The following is a 20,143-nucleotide window of genomic DNA, read 5'->3' on the forward strand; positions in this document are numbered from 1 at the left end:
GGTGAGGGCCGCAGCGGCGGCGATCGAGCCGAGCGTGCGGCGGGCCGGGCGGGATGCGGTGACGGTGTCGGTCATCGGTGAACTCCTCGCGGTCTCGGGCTCGTTCAGTGGGTGGCCGGTGCCGGGCAGGCCAGGGTGGGGGAGTCGGGGCGCGCGCCGGCGGCGGAGAGCGCCGACAGCGGGGTGCCGGCGAGGCCGAGGACGGCCTGCGCCGTGGCCCGGGTGCCGCCGGCCGCGTTGAAGCCGGTCGCGTCGTAGGCGACCGCGCCCCGCACCGCCGGATCGGCGGAGCAGCCCTGCTGGAACTTGACCAGCCGGCCCCAGCCCTTGAGGCCGGTGCCGAAGCGCCCGCCGGTGAGCAGCGCCTGGGTGGCCAGACCGGTGGTGTTGGCGTTGGAGGTGGTGGCCCCCGCGGCCGCGAAGCCGCCGTCGGCGTTCTGGTGGGCGGCCAGCCAGTCGAGGCCGGTGTTGGCCTTGGCGGTGCGGCCGGTGGCGGCGAGGGCCTGGACGGCGAGGGCGGTGGCATCCGGGTCACCGGCGCAGGTGGGCTGGCCGAAGGAGACCGGGAAGCCGCCGTCCGCGCACTGGCTGTTCGCGAGGAAGTCCACGGCCGCCGTCGGGGCGTCACCGGGGGTGCGGTGCAGGGCGATCAGGGCCAGCGACTGGCCGAAGGCGTTGCTGTAGTCGCCCCACTGGGAGCGGTCGGAGAAGCGGCCCTCCGTGGTCTGGAGGGAGCGCAGCCGGGCGGGCAGGTCGATGCCACCGAAGTTCGTGGGGTTCGCGCCGCGAACCTCGACGGCGAGCAGCAGCTTGGCGGTGGCGCCCGCGTACGCCTCGGTGGTGCCGTCGCCGAGGTAGCCGGAGAGGATCTCGGGCTTCGCCAGCCAGGCGGTCGCCCTGGCGGCGGCCTCGTCGGCGCTGCGCGAGGCGGCGAAGGCCAGTACGGCGTCGATGGTCAGGCCCTGGTCGGCGTAGGCGGTGCCGTTGAAGACGGACTCGAAGTGGTCCCCGTCGACGAGCTGGCGGGCCAGCCAGCCGCCCGCCGCGGCATCCGGACGGATCGTCGAGGAGGGGGTCGTGTCGGCGTGGGCGGCGGTGGCCACCGGAAGCGCGGTGGCGAGGGCCAGGGCGGGTATCGCGAGCAGACCGAGAGTGCGGCGGAGTGCGGACATGAGGTGCCTTTCCGGGCCTGGACGCAGGGGCCCGGAGGACGTCGGCACGGTGCCGGGGCAGCCCTCGGAGCTCCGGCCCGCAGACCACGACGGGAGGAGGGGACGACATACCTCCGCCGACGGGTACTCGGGCTCGCCGCCGACCTTGCGTCGACGGCCTACCGTTGCGGGTCAGCGCCGGATTCGGACCGGACTTCCCCCAGCGGCGGAGTCAGAACATGACGGCTCATCATGGCGAAACGCGAAAGATTCGGTCAAGGGTTCGTGCGTCACAGCACGGTGTTCAAAGCTCCCGCGACGTTGCTCCGGTGGGCCCCGAGCCGCCGGGCGGTGCGCCACCCCGGTCGGCACCGGCGGCGAACGCCTTCTCCGAACCGGTGACCACCAGACAGCCGATCTCCGGGTCGCGGTCGAAGTCCGTTGCCGCGGCCACGATTTCGTTCATCAGGAGGGTGTTGAGCGCGTTGAGCGCCTTCGGGCGGTCGAGCGTGATCAGCCCGACCCGGCCCTTGCGTTCGACCAGGATCGTCTCGTAGGTCATGCGGTGTCCTTCCGGAGGATGGTGATGATCGCCGAGAAGTCCAGTCCTGCGCCGTCGGCCGCCGTGAAGTCCGCGTACAACTGCGCTGCCCTGCGTCCGAGTTCGGTGGACAGGCCGGCGGACTCGGCCGCCCCGGCGGCCAGTCCGAGGTCCTTGGCCATCAGGGCGGCGGCGAACCCGGCCGCGTACTCGCGGTTCGCCGGGCTGGTGGGGACGGGCCCGGGAACGGGGCAGTCGGACGTGAGTGCCCAGCACTGGCCGGAGGCGGCGGAGGCCACGTCGAACAGGGCCTGGTGGCTGAGCCCGAGGCTCTCCCCGAGGACGAAGGCCTCGCTGACCGCGATCATGGAGACGCCGAGGATCATGTTGTTGCAGATCTTCGCCGCCTGCCCCGCTCCGGACGCCCCGCAGTGCACGACCCGGCGGCCCATCGCGGCCAGCAGCGGTTCGGCCTCGCCGAAGTCGGCGTCCTCCGCGCCGACCATGAAGGTCAGGCTCGCGGCCTCGGCGCCGGGCACACCACCGGACACGGGCGCGTCGACGGCCCGGTGCCCGGCCGTGCGGGCCAGATCGGCGGCGATCCGGGCGTCCCCGACGGCGATGGTGGAACAGTCCACGAACAGCGCCCCGCGGGCGGCTGCGGTCAGACCCTCGTAGGCCTCCAGCACGTGTCGGCCGGTCGGCAGCATGGTGATGATCACTTCGGCCCCGGTGGCGACCTGCTCTGCGGAGTCCGCGACGGCCACCCCGCGCTCGGCCGCCCGCTCGCGGGCCTCCGCTGCGAGGTCGTAGCCGGTCACCCGGTGGCCGGCCTTGACGAGGTTGGCGGCCATCGGGCCGCCCAGCCGGTCGCGGCGTGGTGGATGGCGACGATGTCGCCGCCCGTGCAGAAGGCGCGGTCCCCGGCGCCGGTGATGACGGCGGTGTCGACCCGGTTGTCCCGCTCCCACAGGTCCAGGGCCTCCGTGATGCGCAGCACCATGGCGTGGGTGAGGGCGTTCAGGGCCGCCGGCCGGTTGAGGACGATCAGGCCGGCCCGGCCCTCCCGCTGGACGAGGACCTCCTCGGTGTTGTTGAGGGTCATCACGCGGCTCCGGTCAGGCCGCGGGCGACGATGACGCGCATGATCTCGTTGGTTCCTTCCAGGATCTGGTGCACCCGCAGGTCGCGGACGATCTTCTCGATGCCGTACTCGGCCAGGTAGCCGTAGCCGCCGTGCAGTTGGAGCGCCTGGTTGGCGACCTCGAATCCGGTGTCGGTGGCGTAGCGCTTGGCCATCGCGCACAGCTGCGGCGCCCGGGGGTCACCGCGGTCCAGGGCGGTCGCCGCCCGCCACAGCAGCGCCCGGGCGGCCTCCAGTTCGGTCGCCATGTCGGCGAGCCGGAACTGCAGGGCCTGGGCGTGCAGGAGGCGGGCGCCGAACGCCTCACGGTCCGCCAGGTGGCGGACGGCCCGATCCAGGGCGTCCTGGGCGCCGCCGAGCGAGCAGGCGGCGATGGCAGGTGTGGGATCCCAGCGGCGAACTCCACGACCTCCAGGCCGCGTTGGAGGTCGCCGTGGGCGTCGGCGACGGTCTTGCCGTGCTCGGCGGACAGCAGCCGGGCCAGCTCCGTCTTCTCCTGCTCGACGAGCTGCAGGAAGCGCAGCAGCACCCGCGCCCGCCGCTGCGGGTTCCATGCTGCCCACGCGGGCTGGGCCCGGGCGGCGTCGGCGATCACGGCCTCGACCTCGGCACGGCTCGCCAGCGGGCACCCGGGCCTGCACCCGGCCGGTGTTGGGGTCGTACACGTCGCCGAAACGGCCGGACGTACCGGCGACGGGCTTGCCCGCGACGAAGTGGGTCAGTTCATGGACCATCGGGTGCCGGGGTGTTGCCGGTACTGCAATCCTGCGCGTGCGCGACCGCCACCGCCCCGATTGCCCGCGAGGTGCGCGGGACGGCCGGCCGGGACGGGCGGCGCCCGGGGTCAGAGTCCGAACATCGTGGTGTACGGCTGAGTGATGCGTTCCTGCCGTGACCCGAAGTCGACGAGCACGGCGATGTCGCCTTCGACGCCGATGACCCGGCCGAGACCGTACGTGTCATGAGTGACCCGGTCGCCGACGGCGAAGTGCTTGCGCGGGGCCTCCATCCGGGCCTTGAACGGGCTGGTGGGCAGGTGGCGGGGGACTGCTGTGTATTTCGTCATTGTCTGTCAGTATGCGCTCGGAAAGCGCGAGGTCGGACTTTCTCGGCGCCATCGATTTCCGGGGGATCTTGAGCGACGCGGGCGCTCGTCCGGTTCGTCTCTCCGGCGGTGCCGGTAGGCGTGATCCGTCCCCCTGACGGCTGCCGCCGTGAGGGCGGACACACCGCACCTGTGATCCTCGCAGCATGGGGCGGTCGGCCCGGGGAATGATCCACTTGGTCAACCAGTGTGCCCTCCAAGCGTGTTGACAGGCCCGTCGGCGCTGGTCCGGCAGGTTCAGGGGGCCCCGAAGATCTGGGGAGGAAACTTCCCGCCGCGATGGGCTGCGGCCTGCTACTGTCGTCATCAGTTGCAGTAGTGGTTCCCATGAACGTTGTGTGCGCCTGCTGATGTTTCGCGGGCGCATTTTTCTTTTCCCGGCTCTTCCCCGGGTGGGTGCTCATCGCGGCGACTCGAAGTCCGCGCTGTGCGTGCTTCGGACAGTCCCTTGAAGGAGATTTCTTTATGGCTAATGGCACCGTGAAGTGGTTCAACGCGGAAAAGGGCTTCGGCTTCATCGAGCAGGAGGGTGGCGGCCCCGACGTCTTCGCCCACTACTCGAACATCAACGCCAACGGCTTCCGTGAGCTGCTCGAGGGCCAGAAGGTCGAGTTCGACGTCACGCAGGGCCAGAAGGGCCCGCAGGCCGAGAACATTCGTCCGCTGTAGTTCTTCTGCCACGGCACCCGCCCAGCAGCGAGGGGCCCGCACCGCGCACACATGCCTGGTGCGGGCCCCTCGGCATTGCGCCACGGCGCATCTCCCGGCCGTTTCTGGCCCCTGGCTTCGCCACCGGCAGCCATCCCCACGCGAGACGCACAGCGCCGCGTCCGGATCGGCGCCCTGCCGTGACATCGCACGGCTTTGAGGTTCCTCGCTCCCGCTCCGCGCGGTGAGCGCCGACCGTAGGTGACGTGCCGCACGGTTCCACCGTCCACGCCCCACCCGTCACACTTTCGGCCCGTTCCCTTGTGGTCTCCGCGCTGCCCTGTACCGCGGAGCCTTCCTCGTGACGTGCCGCCCTGAGGAAGGTCTCCCGCATGAACCGCTCCAGTCGCTCCTCCCACCAGAACGCCAACTCCCGCTCCTCTGCGGGCTCCCGCTCCGGTGGTAGCTCCTTCTACGGCGACCGGCCTGCCGGCGGCCGGCACTCCTCCGGACGGAGCGCCCGTTCGGGATCGTCCCCGAAGGGGGAGTTCGCTATGCCGGTGAGTACCACTGCGGCGTTGCCGGCCGTCGAAGCCTTCGACGAACTGGACATGCCCAACGCGCTGCTGTCGGTGCTGACCCGCCAGGGCGTCACCACGCCGTTCCCCATCCAGGCCGCGACACTGCCCAACTCGCTCGCCGGTCGCGACGTCCTGGGACGAGGCCGCACCGGCTCCGGCAAGACCATCGCCTTCGGCCTCGCCGTGCTGGCCCGCACCACCGGGCGCAGGGCCGAGCCGCGCCGCCCGCTCGCCATGGTGCTGGTCCCCACCCGCGAACTCGCACAGCAGGTCACCGACGCCCTCACCCCCTACGCCCACGCGGTGCGCCTGCGCCTGGCGACCGTGGTGGGCGGGATGTCGATCGGCCGCCAGGCACACGCTCTGAACCGCGGGGCGGAGGTCGTGGTCGCCACCCCCGGCCGCCTCAAGGACCTGATCCAGCGCGGCGACTGCCAACTGGACGAGGTCGCCGTCACCGTCCTCGACGAGGCCGACCAGATGGCCGACATGGGCTTCCTGCCCCAGGTCACCGAACTTCTCGAACAGGTCGCCGAAGGCGGCCAGACGATGCTGTTCTCCGCCACCCTGGACCGCAACGTCGACCGGCTGGTGCGCCGCTTCCTCAACGACCCGGTCACCCACTCGGTGGACCCGTCCGCCGGGGCGGTCAGCACCATGGAGCACCACGTGCTCCACGTGCAGAACTTCGACAAGAACGCCACGATCGCCCACATCGCCTCCCGCGACGGCGGGGTGATCATGTTCACCGACACCAAGCACGGCGCCGACCGCCTGGTGGAGGACCTGCTCGCGAACGGGGTGAAGGCCGCGGCCCTGCACGGCGGCAAGTCCCAGCCCCAGCGCACCCGCACCCTGGAGCAGTTCCGCACCGGCCAGGTCACCGCGTTGATCGCGACCAACGTCGCCGCCCGCGGCATCCACATCGACGGACTCGACCTCGTCGTCAACCTGGACCCGCCGGCCGACCACAAGGACTACCTCCACCGGGGCGGCCGCACCGCCCGCGCGGGCGAGTCCGGCACCGTCGTCACGCTGGTGCTGCCCAACCAGCGCCGCGAGATGAACCGCATGATGGCCACCGCCGCCATCAATCCCGTCACCACCAGGGTCAGCGCCGGCGACGAGGAGCTGGCCCGGATCACCGGTGCCCGGGTGCCCACCGGAATCCCCACCGTGATCGCCGAAGCCGCCGTCGAACGGCCGCGCCGCACCCCCTCCGCGAACCGCGGCCGCCGCGGCCGTCCCGCCAACACCGCCGGTGACACCCGGGCCACCCCGAGCCGAGACAACCGAAGCTCCTCCCGCCGCCGGGCCCCCAAGCGCGTCGCCCCCGCCGCGTAGCACCCCCGGACCCGGCTTCCGACGCGGACCGGGGCCGCACAGATCGCCGGGCCTGCGACACCGGATTCCCGTGGCGGCCGCACGCGGAATCGTTCAGCGCTGCGGCCCGCCCCCGCGCAGCCTGTGCGGCCCGTCCGCCACGAGTGCCCTGATCATCACCGCCGGCCTCGGCCGGAGAGACACGAAGGAGTCAGCCCGTGACCACCACGATCCAGAATCCGCCGACCACCGCCACGGTCGGCGATCTCATGAAACACCCCGAGCTGCAGATCAGCGACGATGTCATGGTCGACGCCGCGATGGACATCCTGCAGAGCTCCGGCGCGGACCACCTCCTGGTCCGCGACGAAGACGGCCGCTGCGCCGGGCTGCTGACCCGCCTGCACCTGGCGCCGTTCCAGGCCCGGTCCTGGTACACCGAGCGCACCCCCGTACGCGACGTGACCCTCGACCGCGCCCCCTTCGCCACCACCGGCATGCCCGCAGCCACCGCTGCCGCCGCCATGCGCTCCCGCGGCCTGGACACCTGGCCGGTGGTGGACCACGACGGACACGCCGTCGGCCTTCTCAGCTTGTAGAGGTACGGACAACGAGCGCTGTCAGCACGCCTGATCAGGAGGCGACGTCCGACCGCAGGGGCGCGAGCGCGAGCAGGCGAGCTCGCGTGCTGACTGTCCGTCCCGCGAAGTACCTCCGTGCAGCAGCGGCGCCAACATGGTCGGCGAGTCCGCTGGAGCAGGTTCGGAGCCGGCCGCCAGCCCGACTCCGGCGCGGTCGAACCCGCGGGCTGGGCCTGTGCGGCCAGGCGAACGGAAGGGCCGGCTGCGCGGCTCAGGCCGACTGTTCGAGGGGCCGATGACGGCGGTGTCGAAGTGGCGGATGCCGTAGGTCAGAGTCCGGCTGAATCGTGCGACGGTGCCAGCATGAACCGACTCGCGAACGCGACGTCGCCGTACCTTCTCCAGCACGCCTCCAATCCGGTGGATTGGCGGCCATGGGGAGAGGAGGCGGTCAATGAAGCCAAGCGGCGGGACGTGCCCATTCTCTTGAGTGTGGGCTATGCGTCCTGGCACTTGGGCTTCTGATGATCCGCTGGTGCCAATGGCACGGCACTCGCAGCGCCGACCGGTGTCCGTGATCCGCCCCGGCGCCACCTCCCCGGCTGGGGATCACGCCGCATTACTCCAGGCCTGGCGCCACCGGCTGCCCGTCCCGAAGCCCCGCCGTTGGTCCGTGGGTGGCGACCGCGGCGGCGAGTTCGTGCAGGCGCTGTTCGGAGGTGCTGCCGGGTTGGGCGGTCCAGACGACGATGTGCTGGTCGGGGGCGGTGGAGCTGGTGAGGGTGTCCCAGTCGAGGGTGAGGTCTCCGACGAGCGGGTGGCGGAAGTGCTTGTTGCCCGCGCCCTGGACGGCGACCTCGTGGCCCTGCCACCACCGCTGGAAGTCAGCCTGGTCTGCCATCTGCGCGAGCAGCCGGTGCAGGCGCGGGTCGTCGGTGCGGCCGGCGGTGTTCATGCGCAGGTAGGCCACGCAGGCGCGGGCGCCGCTGTCCCAGTCGCCGTAGCGGTCGCGCAGGACCGGGTCGTTGAAGAGGAGCCAGACGTAGTTGCGCCGCGGCTCGGGGTGGAGCGCGAAGTCGGTGAGCAGGGCGGCGGCCAGCGGGTTCCAGGCGAGGACGTCCATGGTGTCGGTGAGTACCACGGCCGGGCAGGTGGTGAGCTGGCCGAGGAGGCGGCGGCCCGATTCGGTGACCTGCGGGGTGGAGGGGGCGGGCGGATCGGCCGGGGGCCGTCCGGCGAGGCCGAGCAGGTAGGTGCGCTGGTCGGCGGTGAGCCGCAGGGCGCGGGCGAGGGCTTCCAGGACAGGGGTGGAAGCGGGCATCCGGCCCTGTTCGACGCGGGTGTAGTAGTCGGTGCTGATCGAGGCCAGCCGGGCGACCTCCTCGCGGCGCAGGCCCGCGACCCGGCGGGGCGTCCCGGTGGCGGGCAGGCCGACCTGGTGGGGGCCGAGTTCGGCTCGGCGGGCCTTGAGGAAGGTCCCGAGTTCCTTCGGGTCGCCGGCGTGGCTGTTCATGGTTCCAGTCTGGCAGGGGTGCCGGGCGGGCGGTGGGGTGCGTCGCCGACGGGGCCGGTGTCCGTCCAGGAGGCGAGGATGCGCAGGGCGTCGTGGGTGGGGGTGCCGGGCTCGGCGGACCAGACGACGAGCTGCTGGTCGGTGTCGGTGGTGCTGGTGAGGGTGTCCCAGTCGAGGGTCAGGTCGCCGACGACGGGATGCCGCAGGGTCTTGGTGCCGATCCCGCGGACGGCGACGTGGTGGGCGGCCCACCAGCGGCGGAAGTCGGCGTCCTGGAGGGAGAGTTCGCCGACCAGGGCGGCGAGGCGGGGGCTGCCGGGATCGCGGGCGGCCTCCATGCGCAGTTGGGCCACGCAGGTGTGGGCGACGCTCTCCCAGTCGGCGTAGAGTTCTCGCATTCTCGGGTCGGTGAAGACGAGTCGTATGTAGTTCCGGTGTTTCTCCGGAATTTCCGAGAAATCGGCGACCAGGGCGGCTGCGAGCGGATTCCAGGCGAGAATGTCCATGCGTCGGCCGAGGACGATCGCGGGGGTGGTGTTGAGATCGTCCAGCAGTCGGCGCAGTCTCGGCTGGACCTTTTGCAGGGTGCGGCGAGGGGGCCGGTTGTCGGGCCGTCCGGCGAGGCCGAGCATGTAGTCGCGCTGGTCGTCGTCCAGGTGCAGGACACGGGTGAGGGCGTCGAGCACCGGCGCCGACGCCTGGATGCGCCCCTGCTCCAGGCGGGTGTAGTAGTCGGTGCTGATGGCCGCCAGCTGGGCGACCTCCTCCCTGCGCAGCCCGGCCACGCGGCGGCGCCCGGTGTCCGCGGGCAGCCCGACGGTGCGGGGGCTCAGCTCGGCCCGGCGGGCCCTGAGGAAGGCCCCGAGCTCCTCGGGGTGCGCATTGCTGGTCATGCGATCCAGTCTTACCCGTGGCGCAAGTCCGGTGGGAGGGAGAGTTTCCTCCCTGGATAAGTCCCTCCCGGGAAGGAAATCTCCTCTTCAACGGGACAGCGGGGCGTGCGAGTGTTTGTGGTGTGCCCCGCAGGACACTTCCTGGAATCCTGGGGATGTCCGGTCGCTGAGATTCGGGAATCTCCGCCGTTGCGCACCGCCGGGACATCCGGCGCGGGGCACACGACCATCGGGAGAGAAATTCATGGAATTCGTCGAATCCGCGGCCACGAGCAAGGCCCCGGCCGAGTGGTTCACGGGCGACGTGTGGTGGGACGTGGTCCACCCCGGCCAGGCCCCGTCCCGGATGCGGGTCAACCTGGTGCGCTTCGCCCCCGGCGCCCGCACCCACTGGCACTCCCACGTGCTGGGCCAGAGCCTGCACGTCGTCTCCGGCACCGCCCTGGTCGGCACCCGCGACGGAGTGGTCCTCGAAGCCCGCCCCGGCGAGCTCGTGGTCTGCCCTCCCGGTGAGGAGCACTGGCACGGCGCCGCCCCGGACCGCTTCATGGAGCACCTGGCGATGTGGGAGGGGCCCGGCGACGGCAGCCCGGAGACGGTCTGGCTGGAGCCCGTCACCGACGAGCAGTACTCCGCCGCCCGCACCACCAGCCACTGACCGGCCACCCACCCCCGCCCTCGTCCGGAAGAAAGGCGCAACCGCCATGAGCACCGTCAACCGGGTCCTCGTCGTCGGAGCCACCGGCCGCACCGGCCGGTACGTCGTCGCCGCCGCGAAGGACCGGGGCCTGACCCCCGTCGCCCTGGCCCGTAACGAGGCCCGCGCCCGCCGGCTGCTGCCCGGCACCGAGATCGCCGTCGCCGACCTCCAGTCGCCCGACGCCCTGGCCGACGCCGTGGACGGCGTCGACGCGGTGGTCTTCGTCCACGGCTCCGACGACGACGCCCGCCCCGACTCCTTCGAGCGCGTCGACTACGGCGGCGTCGCCCACGTCCTGGCGGCACTCGGCGACCGGCGCCCCAGGATCGTCCTGCAGACGACGATCTTCGTCACCCGCCGCGACCACCCCTTCAACCAGGGCGGCCACGCCCTGGACTGGAAGCGCCGCTCCGAGCGCCTCGTGCGGCTCAGCGGCGCCCCCTACACGATCGTGCGGCCCGGCTGGCTGGACGCCGGGCCGGGCGGGGAGCGCCTGCGCGTCGAACAGGGCGACACCGGCGAGGACGGCGTCAGCCGCACGGCCCTCGCCGGCCTGCTGGTCGCCGCCCTGCTCGACGACGAGGCGATCGGCCGCACCTTCGAGGTCTTCTCCGGCCCCGGCCCCGCGACCACCGACTTCACCGCCCTGTTCACCCAGGCCCGGCCCGACGGGGCAGGCGCCCTCGACGCGGTCGAGGACCGCGCCAACCTGCCCCTGGAGCGCGAACCGGCCCGCGTCCGCGACGACCTCGACCACCTGCGCGCCCAGTAGAGACCCGTCCCCGAATCCGCGAGCAACCACCCCTCACCAGGAGCATCGTCATGCAGTCCACCACCTTCCCCAACGGCCCGATCACCATGGCCGGCAACCTGTTCCTCCCCGAGGACTTCGACCCGCACGGCAGCTACCCCGCGATCGTCACCGTCCACCCGGGCGGAGGCGTCAAGGAGCAGACCGCCGGCCTCTACGCGAAGAAGCTCGCGGAGCAGGGCTTCGTGGCCCTGGCCTTCGACGCCTCCTACCAGGGCGAGAGCGGCGGTGAGCCGCACTTCCTGGAGGACCCCGCGCGCCGGGTCGAGGACGTCCACGCCGCCGTCGACCACCTGCAGTCCCTCCCCTACGTCGACGCCGACCGCGTCGGCGTCCTGGGCGTCTGCGCCGGCGGCGGCTACGCCGTCAACGCCACCATGACCGACTCCCGCATCCGGGCCGTGGCCACGGTCAGCGCCCTCAACATCGGCAGCGCCTGGCGCAAGGGCTGGTATGGCACCGACCAGGACAGCGCGGCCCTGCCGGTGCGCGACGCCGCCTCCCAGGCCCGGCAGGCCCAGGCCGCCACCGGCGCCGAGCCCGCCATGGCCCCCTACGTCCCGGCCGAGCTCGACGGGAACACCCCGCGCGACCTCGCCGAGGCCCACGACTACTACCTCACCCCCCGCGCCCAGCACCCCAACGCCCGGAACAAGTACCTCCTGGGCCTGAGCATCCCGCGCATCCTCGCCTTCGACGCCTTCCACCTCGTCGAGGACCTCCTCACCCAGCCCCTCCTCATGGTCGCCGGCAGCGAGGCCGGCTCGCTGTGGCACAGCACCGAGCTTCACGCCAAGGCCCGCGGCACCAAGAAGCTCGTCATCGTGGAGGGCGGCACCCACATGGACTTCTACGACGTGCCCAAGTACGTCGAGCGCGCCGTCCAGGAAGCCGTGCCGTTCTTCAACGACAACCTCGCCCCCCGCAGCTGAGGGACCCCGTCCCACGGGGGCGGTGCCCGGACGGGAACACCTCCCGGGCACCGCCCCCACCCACCCACGTCGCGGTCTGGTCCGGACCGGACCAGACGGCCCGGCGCACCGGGCCCCAGAACAGGAGTGCCCGGAATGAGCGTGCCCGAGTCGCTGCGCCTGCGGCGGGAGGTGTCTCCGCTGGAGCTGTTCTTCGACCTCGTCTTCGTCTTCGCCGTCTCCCAGCTCTCCCACCACCTCCTGACCCACCTCACCTGGCGCGGCGCCGCCGAGACCGCGGTGCTCCTGGTCGCGGTCTTCGGCACCTGGGCCTACACCAGCTACGAGGCGACGCTCCTGGACATCCACCGCTCCGTCACCCGGTGGATGGTCGTCGTCGTCATGGGTCTCGGCCTCTACCTGAACTCCGCGGTCCCCCACGCCTTCGACGACCGGGCGTGGGCCTTCTCCGTTCCCCTGCTGGCGATCCTCCTCCTCGCGGGAACCGTGACAGCCCTGGCCGCCCGCACCGACCACCTGCGCGAACACTTCCGCCGCACCCTCGTGTGGATCGCCGCCTCCGCCCCGCTGTGGATCACGGGAGCCGCCGCCGACCCCGGCCCGCGCCTGTGGTGGTGGGGCGCCGCCGCCCTCGTCGACCTCGCCGGCACCTGGCTCGCCCACCCGCTGCCCGGCCGGACCCTCACCAGCCGCGCGCTCGCCTTCGACGCCGACCACATGGTCGAACGCCTGCGCCTGTTCTTCATCATCCTGCTCGGCGAGACCGTCCTGACCGCCGGCCGGGCCATGTCCGACGCCCCCGTGGACGCGCCGAGCATCCTCGCCGGCGCCGGGGTGTTCACCGCCCTGGTGTGCCTGTGGGCCGTTTACTTCCGCGGCGGCGAGGAGGTCGTCACCAGCTCCGTCGCCACCACCGCTGATCCCGTACGTGCCGTCCGCCTCGGCGTCAACGGCGCCTACGGAGTCCTGGCCGCACTGGTCGCCCTCGCGGTCGGCAGCGAAGTCGTCATCGCCCACCCCCTCGGCCACGGCTCCGCCACTCTCGGCCTCCTTCTGTTCGGCGGCCCCGCCCTCTACCTCGCCACCACCGCCTGGTACTTCCATGTCACCGCCGGCGGCGCCTGGACCGAACGCCTCATCGCCTGCGCGGCCTGCATCGTCGCGGGCATCGCAGCTCCCTGGATGCCCCCGCTCGCCTCCATCGCCGTCCTCGACGTCATCCTGATCACGACCGCAGCCGTCCTCACCCGCACCCACCGGCGGCTCACCCGGGCCCTCAGGGCCGCCCCGACGAACTGACGCCACGAAGCCTTACGGGCCGCGGCGACATCGGCACACGTACGCATCCTGCCGCTGGTTAGGTCCTGATGTTTCGTCAGATAACGCGCATGACGGCCCACAAGCTACATCGCCCGGGGCCCGAATTGGAGCAGGGAGTTGACCTCATACGTCGAGGCCCGGCTGACCGGGCGTAGCCGTCGTGGGGTCCGCTTCGGGGCCTCGGCTGCCGACGCTGACTCCACCCGCGCTGGCAGAGGGTACGACACGTCAGGAATAAGTGCTCTCCGCCGGTATAACGGGCCGGATTGCGTCTGCTGCTGGGGTGATGCCCAGGTGCGGACAGAGCAGCGTCCTGCGGTTCCCAACGGGGAACCGCAGGACGCTGCCTGATCCTTTGTGTGGTGATTACGCGACGCCGAGCAGCCACGGTTCGGCCGGCTGGGCCATGTTCGTGCCGCTGCCGGTGGCGAGCCACAGGTACCCGTCGCCGCCCTTCCACGCCACCTCGTACCCGCCGCCCGGCAGGCTGGCCAGTGACGGGCTGTAGGAGGTGCCGGCGGCGCCGACGCCGAGCAGCCACGGCTTGTCGGGCTGCGCCATGTTCGTCCCGTTGCCGGTGGCGAGCCACAGGTACCCGTCGTTGCCCTTCCAGGCCACCTCGTAGCCGCCGTTCGGCAGGGCGGCCAGCGACGGGCTGGTGGTGTCGGCGACGCCGAGCAGCCAGGGCGCGGCCGGCTGGGCCATGTTCGTCCCGTTGCCGGTGGCGACCCACAGATTGCCGTCGCCGCCCTTCCAGGCCACCTCGTAGCTGCCGTCGGCCATCGTCGCGATGGAGGGGCTGGAGGAGCTGCCGGCGGCGCCGACGCCGAGCAGCCACGGCCTGGCGGGCTGCGCCATGTTGGTGCCGTTGCCGGTCGCGAGCCACAGGTACCCGTCGTTGCCCTTCCAGGCCACCTCGTAACCGCCACCGGGCAGGGCGGCCAGCGACGGGCTGGTGGTGTCGGCGACGCCGAGCAGCCACGGCGCGGCCGGCTGGGCCATGTTGGTGCCGTTGCCCGTGGCGACCCACAGGTTGCCGTCAGCACCCTTCCAGGCGATCTCCCAGCCTCCGGTCGACAGGGCGGTGATCGCCGGGCTGGTGCCGGGGTAGACGCCGAGGAGCCACGGCTCGGCCGGCTGCGCCATGTTCGTCCCGTTGCCCGTGGCGATCCACAGCCTCCCGTCGTTGCCGGCCCATGCGGTGGCCCAGCTGCCGTCGGCCATCGTGGCGATGGACGGCTTCGAGCCCTGGGCGACGCCGAGCAGCCACGGCCTGTCGGGCTGCGCCATGTTCGTCCCGCTGCCGGTGCCCACCCACAGGTACCCGTCACCGCCGCGCCATGCCGTGACGTATCCGCCGTTGGACCTCGCCGAGAGGCCCGAGGAGCTGCTGCGCGGCATGGGGGCGGCGATCGTCACGTTGACGGGCCCGTAGGTGTGGTCCTGGCCGTCGGTCTCGTTGGCGACGAAGGAGATCTGGTAGGTGCCGGCGGCCAGCCCCGCGGTGTTCCAGGCGTACGGGTAGTTCGAGGCCCCGCCGGCGGAGGGCGTCAGCTGGCCGGTGTTGTAGCCGCCGGGGCCGGTGATCACGTACCGGCCGGTGTTGATGTAGCCGGAGGCGCTCGCCAGGGCGGTGAGGTTGACGGTGCCGGAGACGGTCTGTCCGGAGGCGGCCGTGCCACCCGCGTCGATGGCGACGTTGAAGCCGGCCGGGATAGTGGGGGCGTTCGAGACGTTCTTGTAGCGCAGGGCGACGTAGCCGGAGGTGGGCCAGCCCTCGATCGACGAGTCGTGGATGTTCGCCTTGCTCGGGCCGTGGGTGGGGTCGTTGGTGTTCGAGTCGGCGTAGTAGACGAAGTCCCCGGCGGCCTTGTTGGTCCAGCCGGCGAACAGGAAGACGTGCTGGTGGGGGTAGGCCATGGCGTCGCCGGGCTGGAGGTTGGAGAAGCTGCCGACGGCCGTGTCGTAGGCGGAGTTGGGAGAGCCGTCGGCGTTGGTGAAGGCGGGGCCGCCGTCGGTGACGACGAGGCTCTTGTCCAGGTGCCAGGCCATCGAGACGTAGCCCGAACAGTCCTCGCGGTAGTTGGTGCCCTGCGGGTCGGTGGCGTAGCCCTGTTGGTTGTAGGGGACGTGCTTGTCCACCCAGGACTGGGCGCGGGAGAGGATCTCGGCGGAGGAGATCTGACCGCCGATCGAGCTGGTGGCCTGGGCGGGAGCGGCCAGGGTGAGCAGGCTCGCGCCGAGGGCGGCGGCGGTGGCGAGTGCGAGGGAGACGCGGCGGGTCCTACGAGCAGACATGGGGAAGTCCTCACAAGGTGTGTGGAGAAGACGAAGCGGCCGGCCACCGGTCGGGCGCGGCGTGGTTGCGTTCGTACGGGTGAATGGCGTGGACGGCTGTCCTGCAGGAACAGCGGTCGGCACGGACGGGCGCGAGGGATCAGCGGCCCGAGACGCTCGGCGCGGAGGCCGGCGGGAGGTAACGCAGCTTCAGGACCGGGGAGTTGCGGTAGCTGCGAGCGACCAGGGCGGCAGCGCGGCCGGTGGTGTCCTCGACTCCGGGCCCATCGGGCGGCAGAAGGAAGAGGAGCAGATCGAGGCGGCCGGTCTCGGTACGGGCGCTGGCGTGTTCCAGGCCGTCCTCGGGTGTGGTGTGGACCCACAGGACGTCGAGGGCTTCGGCGGCCTCGGTGAGGAAATCCGGGGTGGCGCCGGGGCGGTGGTCCAGGCTGAGGTAGACGATGTCCACCGATCAGCCCCACTGGAACTCGTTGGGGTCCACCGGCGAGGGGGACGTGGCGATGGCCGGGGTGGCGGGCGCCGGGGCGGCGAGGGCCGTGGTGGCGGCTGCGGTGGGAAGCAGGGTCATGGCGAGGGCGGCGACCGCGGTGGCGACGGTGAGAGGCAGACGGGTCATGGTCGTTGTCCTTGGGAGGGAGGAGGGAAGGTGCCTGGGCCGGTTCGGCGCCCCGCGGTGGCGCTCGGTCCGTTCGCCGCTCCAGGTGCTCCCCGGTGGCGATGGTTCAAGCTTCGCCGTCCGGTGGTGCCGTCGGTAGGGCTTCGGGATGTCGCCAAGGCGCCAGGCGGGATCCCGACAGGAGGACGGAGCCTGGCCGGACCGTTCCGACCTGGTTCGTCCCGGGGCAGACCGGTGCAACAGTCCTAGAGACGAGCACTACGGGCAGGTCTCCCATATGCCTTGTCCCACAACCAACCACCCCATAGTGGATCTTGAAGGGGCTGTGAAGGGCCTGCCATCATGGGCAGCGGATGCCGAAGCGCGACCGCGTCTTCACGGGGGGCAACACCACCATGCTCGAAACCTTGGGGCTGTCCGGCGCTGCCGCAGCCGTTTACCAGACCATGCTCGACCGGCCCGGTGCGGGAGTCGCCGCACTCGCCGCCGACCTGGAACTGACCGCCGGCCAGGTGCACGGCTGCCTGGACGAACTCGCCGCCCTGCTGCTGGTGCGCGCCTCCAGCGAACACCCCGGGCAGATGCGCGCGGTCAGCCCGGAGGTAGGCCTCGCGGACATGCTGGCCCGCCAGGAGGCCGAACTGGCAGCCCGCCAGGCCCAGCTCGCCGCCTCCCGCGCCGCCGTGACCAGGCTGGTCGCCGACCGCGCCGAGACCCGGGCCGCGCATGGCGAACGCCTGCTGGGAATGGACGCCATCCAGGCCCGGCTGGAGGAACTGGGCCGCAGGGTGAGCACCGAGTGCCTGGGCGTCCACCCCGGCACCGGCCACCGCCCCGAGGACCTGGAAGCGGCCCGGGCCACCAACGCCGAGGCGCTGGCCCGCGGCATCGTCATCAAGAGCCTCTACCAGGACGCCGTCCGCAACGTCCCGCACACCGTCGCCCACGCCAACTGGATGCTCGACCACGGGGGCGAGATCCGCACCGCCCCGGTCATCCCGCAGCGCCTGGTCATCGTCGACCGCGCCCAGGCCCTCGTTCCCATCGACCCCGGCGACACCCGCAGGGGCGCCCTGCACGTCACCGAACCGGGCCTGGTAGGGGCTCTGTGCGAACTGTTCGACCAGGCCTGGGAGACCGCCGTCCCACTCGGCGCGGCCCGCGCCGAGGACACCGCGACCGGGCTGAGCGACACCGAACGCGAACTGCTGCGCCTGCTGGGCTCCGGCCTCACCGACGACACCGCCGCCCAGCGCCTCGGCGTCTCCTCCCGTACCGTCAACCGCCTGATGGCCTCGGTCATGGAGCGCCTGGGCGCCAGCAGCCGATTCGAAGCCGGTATCAAGGCCGCTCACAAGGGCTGGCTCTGACGCCCACGGCCCGAAGCTGCTGCGCCTGCCGCGACGGCCGCCAGGAGGCGGGGAAGTAGGCGAGGCCCCAGGGTCTGACCGGTACGGCTGCCGTCCCCCTCGGCGACGACCGGCGCGGCGGTGCGAAGCAGGCGGGGAAGGTCCAGGGCGGATCGGCTCGCGGCAGTAGTAGGCGGCTGGGCTCAGCGGAAGGCCGTCGTGCAGCGGGCAGGCCGGGCGGCGTCGGCCGGAAGCGGTGCGCTGGTGCCACGAACGCCTCCCCGACGGCGGCACCCGGCTCTCCTACCGGCCGTAGCGGTGCTTCCCAGGCGATCCGACAGGAACAGGGCCGCACCGGCCGCCGTCCGTGATCCGGGCGGAGGGGCCCACGCTTCTGCGTTGCGCAGGATCTCCGCGCGCCGCCGTGCCCGGTCGGCTTCGGGATGGGTGCCGATGATGTCGGTTTCGGCGTCGTGCCAGCAGTCCCGGACCTCCCAGAGCCGGTCGAGCGCGGTCTCGGTCGCGTCGAGGCGTCGTAGGTCGGGGCCGACGGCGGGGTCGAGGTGGTCCTCGACCGTCACAGCGGCCCGGATTCAGGCCGTGAGGTAGGTGCCTTGGTCGATGTGCGTCTCGGTGTACGGCCAGGCGGCGCGGTTGCGGTCCTCTTGGGACTCGAAGGGGCCGATCCCGCCGTGGCCCAGGGGAAGCCGGGAGCTGGGATGTAAGCGGTGGCCAGGCGGCGGCAGGGCCGAGACGGTGTAGGTGGCGGCGTTCACGCGGGCCTGCAAGAGGGCCTGCTGGCAGCGGGCCCCAGGGTGGTGACGACGGCCGCCATTGTGGCTGGCGGGACATCCGCGGTGAGGGTGACAAGCGCGGGGACCTGAACTGCGCGGGGCTCGTATGAGGGCAGGTTGTGGGGCTTGGCAGCGCCGAGCAGGAGCGGGGCGTCCTTGTCGGTCCTGATGACCAGGAGTCGTTCGCCGTCAGACGTCTCCAGGCCGGAACAGCGCGTACGCGGACTCCCACCGGCCGTCGCCCGCGTGGCCGATGGAGGAGAGCACGAGGTCCCCGTCCGAATCGCTGTAGGGGTGGCGTTCGTCCTGGACGGTGACCAGTTGCTCGAACGCGGTGAAGCCGGCGCCACGAGCCGAGAGTGGTCGAGGTGGGACTCGACGTCGTTGTTGGGCAAGGTGGTTCGCGATTCTCGAAGGTCGGGCCGGTCAGGCGGCCATGCGGAAGTCGGAGCCAGCCGGTCGGGTTGAGGCCGGCGGTGCGGGCGGACTGCTCGAACGAGCTGGTCAGCTGGGCGAGGACCGCGAAAGCACCGATCGGGCCGCCGCCGACCTGGTTGATCAGTCGCCGTGCGCCCTCGAAGTACTTCTAGACAGGCGGGAGGGTCTTGGCCACGGCGTCCTGGATCCGGTTACGGACCTCTGAGTTGGCCGTCGCCAGCACCGTTCCCGCCGAGATCATCAGCGACCACATAGCTGCTTGGGCAACGCCTGGCCGATCCGCGACCATGGGAATCATCGGAACCAGCCAGGCGGCTAGGAGAAGCACGATGGCCGGGGCGAGCCTTGTGCCGAGCCTGGCCAGGAGGCCCGGTGGGGTCGGTGCCGGCGGCGCGGTCGCCAGTAGCGCGGTCCGGTCGAAGCCGGCCACCAACAACATGCCGCGCGCCAGCGACGCGACGACCTCGGACACATCCTCCTCGCAGCGCGCCCGGACCAGATCCGCCTTCAGCAGCCGGATGCCTTCCGCGATCCGCTCGGCCTCGACACGCAGCTCCGCGCGCAGGCGCCAGTCAGCCGTATCAGTGCGTTCCGGCAGTGCCAGGCAGCGGGCCGCATCGACGGCGAGGCTGTCGATGTCTCGCGTCCAGCTCCGGCACGTGCCCGCCGAACGCCACGCGGCCCGCTCCTGGTGGAACCGATGAGCAACCTCTACCGTCCTGACGACGAGCCTGTCGTAGGCATGGCAGCCCTCGTCCACTCGGCTGCGGTAGTACAGCCACCCGAATCCCAGGAGCGGAATCTCGATGGAAAGCAGCAGCGCGAGTGCCACCTGTGCGATCTCCGGCAGGTGCCATGGTGCGTCCGAATTCCCGTGCTGAATAGGCACGATGAACCAGAGATAGATGGTGAGGAGCAGGCCGAGGACGGTTGCCACCCGGTACTTGGCAGCCCGGTACCGGGCAATGAGCATCCGTCCCACCAGTGCTGTCCACAGCAGCGCGGTCATCGTCGCGGCCACGCGGGGACGCCCACCGAACAGTACGAGGAAGGGCGGAACGGCCAGCGGGACCAGCCACGGAGACCGCCAGTGGTAGTAGAAGTGGCGCTCGACACCGATCCGCCGCTCGATCGCGGTACGCACTGGCGCGAAGGCCACCCGATCGGCCGCGTCCACCCCGACCAGCCGGACCAGCTCGCGAGCGGAGCGCGTGGCGGTGACCAGATCCACGCGCTGCTGCTGCGCGGCGAGCCTCCCGCGGACCCATTCCTCGGCACCGGACCGTACGGCGAGCCAACTCATCCCATCACCCTTCATGCCCGATCGGGCGTACCCGACTGCTCCGCATCAGTGTCGCGCCCCTCGCCGACAGGTCACCAAATCGGCTCGTGTGAATGGTTGACA

General features: G+C 71.7%; 18 protein-coding genes, 4 pseudogenes and 1 riboswitch. Of the genes and pseudogenes, 9 read left to right on the forward strand and 13 right to left on the reverse strand.

The features are described 5' to 3' along the window. Positions 1 to 104: 104 nt before the first annotated feature. The 7 genes and pseudogenes from BU198_RS05550 to BU198_RS05580 form a co-directional block, all read right to left on the reverse strand. On the reverse strand, positions 105 to 1,172 hold the full coding sequence (locus tag BU198_RS05550; protein WP_223243972.1) for a prenyltransferase/squalene oxidase repeat-containing protein: 1,068 nt from the start codon (positions 1,170 to 1,172) through the stop codon (positions 105 to 107). Between the two features lie 100 nt (positions 1,173 to 1,272). Next, positions 1,273 to 1,413, reverse strand: a riboswitch (cobalamin riboswitch). A gap of 102 nt (positions 1,414 to 1,515) precedes the next feature. Next, positions 1,516 to 1,713 (reverse strand): annotated as a pseudogene (locus BU198_RS05555) (enoyl-CoA hydratase-related protein); the annotation flags it as partial. Then, positions 1,710 to 2,546, reverse strand: a complete 837-nt coding sequence (gene mmsB / locus BU198_RS05560; RefSeq protein WP_188295716.1) for a 3-hydroxyisobutyrate dehydrogenase — start codon at positions 2,544 to 2,546, stop codon at positions 1,710 to 1,712. The gene mmsB and the pseudogene BU198_RS05555, both read right to left, overlap by 4 nt. Then, positions 2,510 to 2,797: an enoyl-CoA hydratase/isomerase family protein gene (locus BU198_RS05565; RefSeq protein ID WP_188295717.1), complete on the reverse strand. Its 288-nt coding sequence runs from the start codon at positions 2,795 to 2,797 to the stop codon at positions 2,510 to 2,512. Before BU198_RS05565 ends, mmsB begins: the two co-directional genes overlap by 37 nt. Then, positions 2,797 to 3,210, reverse strand: a pseudogene (locus BU198_RS05570) (acyl-CoA dehydrogenase family protein); the annotation flags it as partial. The gene BU198_RS05565 and the pseudogene BU198_RS05570, both read right to left, overlap by 1 nt. A gap of 2 nt (positions 3,211 to 3,212) precedes the next feature. Next, positions 3,213 to 3,570: pseudogene (locus tag BU198_RS05575) on the reverse strand (aldehyde dehydrogenase family protein); the annotation flags it as partial. Between the two features lie 110 nt (positions 3,571 to 3,680). Beyond that, a complete protein-coding gene (locus tag BU198_RS05580) occupies positions 3,681 to 3,902 on the reverse strand; it encodes a hypothetical protein (RefSeq protein WP_188295718.1) in 222 nt (73 codons plus the stop codon). A 504-nt stretch (positions 3,903 to 4,406) separates the two neighbouring features. Between BU198_RS05580 and BU198_RS05585 the strand changes: the two genes are divergently transcribed. The 4 genes and pseudogenes from BU198_RS05585 to BU198_RS05600 all read left to right on the forward strand — a co-directional run. Next, positions 4,407 to 4,610, forward strand: coding sequence for a cold-shock protein (locus tag BU198_RS05585; protein ID WP_030918248.1), 204 nt, complete (start codon positions 4,407 to 4,409; stop codon positions 4,608 to 4,610). A 371-nt stretch (positions 4,611 to 4,981) separates the two neighbouring features. Next, positions 4,982 to 6,514, forward strand: a complete 1,533-nt coding sequence (locus BU198_RS05590) for a DEAD/DEAH box helicase (RefSeq protein ID WP_188295719.1) — start codon at positions 4,982 to 4,984, stop codon at positions 6,512 to 6,514. Positions 6,515 to 6,711: 197 nt separating this feature from the next. Continuing rightward, positions 6,712 to 7,092, forward strand: a complete 381-nt coding sequence (locus tag BU198_RS05595) for a CBS domain-containing protein (RefSeq protein ID WP_188295720.1) — start codon at positions 6,712 to 6,714, stop codon at positions 7,090 to 7,092. Positions 7,093 to 7,437: 345 nt separating this feature from the next. Beyond that, positions 7,438 to 7,587: pseudogene (locus BU198_RS05600) on the forward strand (DUF255 domain-containing protein); the annotation flags it as partial. Positions 7,588 to 7,693: 106 nt separating this feature from the next. Here BU198_RS05600 and BU198_RS05605 read toward each other — a convergent pair. Together BU198_RS05605 and BU198_RS05610 are read right to left on the reverse strand one after the other, a co-directional pair. Next, on the reverse strand, positions 7,694 to 8,587 hold the full coding sequence (locus tag BU198_RS05605; protein ID WP_188295721.1) for a helix-turn-helix domain-containing protein: 894 nt from the start codon (positions 8,585 to 8,587) through the stop codon (positions 7,694 to 7,696). Next, on the reverse strand, positions 8,584 to 9,480 hold the full coding sequence (locus BU198_RS05610; protein WP_188295722.1) for a helix-turn-helix domain-containing protein: 897 nt from the start codon (positions 9,478 to 9,480) through the stop codon (positions 8,584 to 8,586). Before BU198_RS05610 ends, BU198_RS05605 begins: the two co-directional genes overlap by 4 nt. A 244-nt stretch (positions 9,481 to 9,724) precedes the next feature. Here BU198_RS05610 and BU198_RS05615 point away from each other — a divergent pair, with 244 nt between their 5' ends. The 4 genes from BU198_RS05615 to BU198_RS05630 all read left to right on the forward strand — a co-directional run bounded on the left by BU198_RS05615 (position 9,725) and on the right by BU198_RS05630 (position 13,222). Next, positions 9,725 to 10,138 carry a cupin domain-containing protein gene (locus BU198_RS05615; protein ID WP_188295723.1) on the forward strand — a complete coding sequence of 138 codons (414 nt, stop codon included), beginning with the start codon at positions 9,725 to 9,727 and terminating at the stop codon, positions 10,136 to 10,138. Positions 10,139 to 10,184: 46 nt separating this feature from the next. Beyond that, the gene (locus BU198_RS05620) at positions 10,185 to 10,952 is read left to right on the forward strand and encodes an SDR family oxidoreductase (RefSeq protein WP_188295724.1); all 768 of its coding nucleotides are present in this window, start codon (positions 10,185 to 10,187) and stop codon (positions 10,950 to 10,952) included. A 50-nt stretch (positions 10,953 to 11,002) separates the two neighbouring features. Further along, the gene (locus tag BU198_RS05625) at positions 11,003 to 11,923 is read left to right on the forward strand and encodes an alpha/beta hydrolase (RefSeq protein WP_188295725.1); all 921 of its coding nucleotides are present in this window, start codon (positions 11,003 to 11,005) and stop codon (positions 11,921 to 11,923) included. Positions 11,924 to 12,058: 135 nt separating this feature from the next. Next, positions 12,059 to 13,222 (forward strand): low temperature requirement protein A, encoded by a 1,164-nt coding sequence (locus tag BU198_RS05630; RefSeq protein WP_188295726.1) that lies wholly within the window; start codon positions 12,059 to 12,061, stop codon positions 13,220 to 13,222. 387 nt (positions 13,223 to 13,609) lie between these two features. Here the strand turns inward: BU198_RS05630 and BU198_RS05635 are convergent, their stop codons facing one another. The 3 genes from BU198_RS05635 to BU198_RS05645 form a co-directional block, all read right to left on the reverse strand. Beyond that, entirely contained in the window at positions 13,610 to 15,541 is a 1,932-nt protein-coding gene (locus BU198_RS05635) for a hypothetical protein (RefSeq protein WP_188295727.1), read from the reverse strand. A 139-nt stretch (positions 15,542 to 15,680) separates the two neighbouring features. Next, entirely contained in the window at positions 15,681 to 15,989 is a 309-nt protein-coding gene (locus BU198_RS05640; protein WP_188295728.1) for a hypothetical protein, read from the reverse strand. 3 nt (positions 15,990 to 15,992) lie between these two features. Beyond that, positions 15,993 to 16,157, reverse strand: a complete 165-nt coding sequence (locus tag BU198_RS05645) for a hypothetical protein (protein WP_188295729.1) — start codon at positions 16,155 to 16,157, stop codon at positions 15,993 to 15,995. 353 nt (positions 16,158 to 16,510) lie between these two features. Between BU198_RS05645 and BU198_RS05650 the strand changes: the two genes are divergently transcribed. Further along, on the forward strand, positions 16,511 to 17,527 hold the full coding sequence (locus BU198_RS05650; RefSeq protein WP_223243973.1) for a helix-turn-helix transcriptional regulator: 1,017 nt from the start codon (positions 16,511 to 16,513) through the stop codon (positions 17,525 to 17,527). A gap of 1,359 nt (positions 17,528 to 18,886) precedes the next feature. On the opposite strand, the gene BU198_RS05655 is transcribed toward BU198_RS05650, so the two are convergent. Beyond that, the gene (locus tag BU198_RS05655; RefSeq protein ID WP_188295730.1) at positions 18,887 to 20,041 is read right to left on the reverse strand and encodes a hypothetical protein; all 1,155 of its coding nucleotides are present in this window, start codon (positions 20,039 to 20,041) and stop codon (positions 18,887 to 18,889) included. Positions 20,042 to 20,143: the final 102 nt, after the last annotated feature.

This window comes from Streptomyces sp. CBMA156 (assembly GCF_014596515.1).
Lineage (GTDB): Bacteria > Actinomycetota > Actinomycetes > Streptomycetales > Streptomycetaceae > Kitasatospora.